The sequence below is a fragment of the Paraburkholderia sp. Ac-20347 genome, from assembly GCF_017104805.1.
Lineage (GTDB): Bacteria > Pseudomonadota > Gammaproteobacteria > Burkholderiales > Burkholderiaceae > Paraburkholderia > Paraburkholderia tropica.
Window position 1 is genome coordinate 1 of record NZ_JAAGPN010000571.1, and the last position, 1423, is coordinate 1423.

At 70.4% G+C, this 1423-nt stretch carries 1 protein-coding gene; it reads left to right on the forward strand.

Features of this window, described 5'->3' with window-relative positions; genetic code table 11:
- Positions 1-1423: 23S rRNA pseudouridine(2605) synthase RluB (gene rluB / locus G3N97_RS38735; protein WP_241031104.1), on the forward strand; the 1423-nt coding region annotated here is incomplete at both ends.

A 1423-nucleotide genomic window follows, 5' to 3' on the forward strand; every position in this document is an offset into this window, starting at 1 on the left:
AAAGCGCCGCTCCCGCGCGCGCGCCGCGCAGCAAGGAAGCGGGCGCCAAAACTGGCGCGACGGGTGCAAAGAAGCCCGGTCGCCGCGCGAATCCGGCGAACGCCGCACAGGCCGGTACGGACGCACCGGCGGGCAAGTCGGGTGGCAAGAACGCAGGCGGTGCAGCCGGCAAGACGGCCGGCGCCAAGGGTGGCCGTGGCCGCAAGGCTGGCGGCGACGCGCCGGTGGCCGCAGCGGCCGAAGGCAATCAGGACGATCTGTTCCTGTACGTGACGTCGCCGGCATTCGACGCCGACAACGGTACGGGCTCGGGCGTGAACGCGCCGATGCTGCGCCGTGGCCGCGCCCAGCAGCCCAAGCGCGTGCTGAGCCCGGACGACGACGCGCCGAAGCTCCACAAGGTGCTGGCCGACGCGGGCATGGGCTCGCGCCGCGACATGGAAGAGCTGATCATCGCCGGGCGCGTCTCGGTGAACGGCGAACCGGCGCACATCGGCCAACGCATTCTGCCGACCGACCAGGTCCGCATCAACGGCAAGCCGATCAAGCGCAAGCTGCAGAACAAGCCGCCGCGCGTGCTGATCTATCACAAGCCGACCGGCGAGATCGTCAGCCATGCCGACCCCGAAGGCCGTGCCTCGGTGTTCGACCGCCTGCCGCCGATGAAGACGGCGAAGTGGCTGGCCGTCGGCCGTCTCGACTTCAACACCGAAGGTCTGCTGATGCTCACGACCTCGGGCGATCTGGCCAACCGTTTCATGCACCCGCGCTACAGCGTCGAGCGTGAATACGCGGTGCGCGTGGTCGGCGAGCTGAGCGAAGGGATGCGTCAGAAGCTGCTCAAGGGCGTCGAGCTCGAAGACGGCCCGGCGAGCTTCCTGCGCATCCGCGACGGCGGCGGCGAGGGCACGAATCACTGGTATCACGTCGCGCTGGCCGAAGGCCGCAACCGCGAAGTGCGCCGTATGTTCGAGGCGGCCGGCCTGATGGTGAGCCGCCTGATCCGCACGCGTCACGGTCCGATCGCACTGCCCAAGGGCCTCAAGCGCGGCCGCTGGGAAGAGCTCGAAGACAACCAGGTGCGCGCGCTGATGGCGTCGGTCGGCCTGAAGGCGCCGAGCGAAGAGAAGGGCGGTCGGGGCGGCAAGGAGCAGGAGCGCCGTCAGCCGGATCCGATGCAGACCTCGATGGGCTTCATCAACCGCGAGCCGGTGCTGAGCTCGCACGGTGCGATGGCGCAACCGCGTCAGGGTCAGGGCCAGGGCCGTCCGGGTCAAGGTCGCCGTGGTGCGGCGGCGGGTGGCTTCGGCGGCGGTTCGGGCAACTTCGGCGGCATGGGCGGCAACCGTCCGGGCCGTGGTAATGGTGGCGGCAGTGGCGGCGGCGCCGACGGCAACCGCGGCGGTCGCGGCGAAGTCGACGG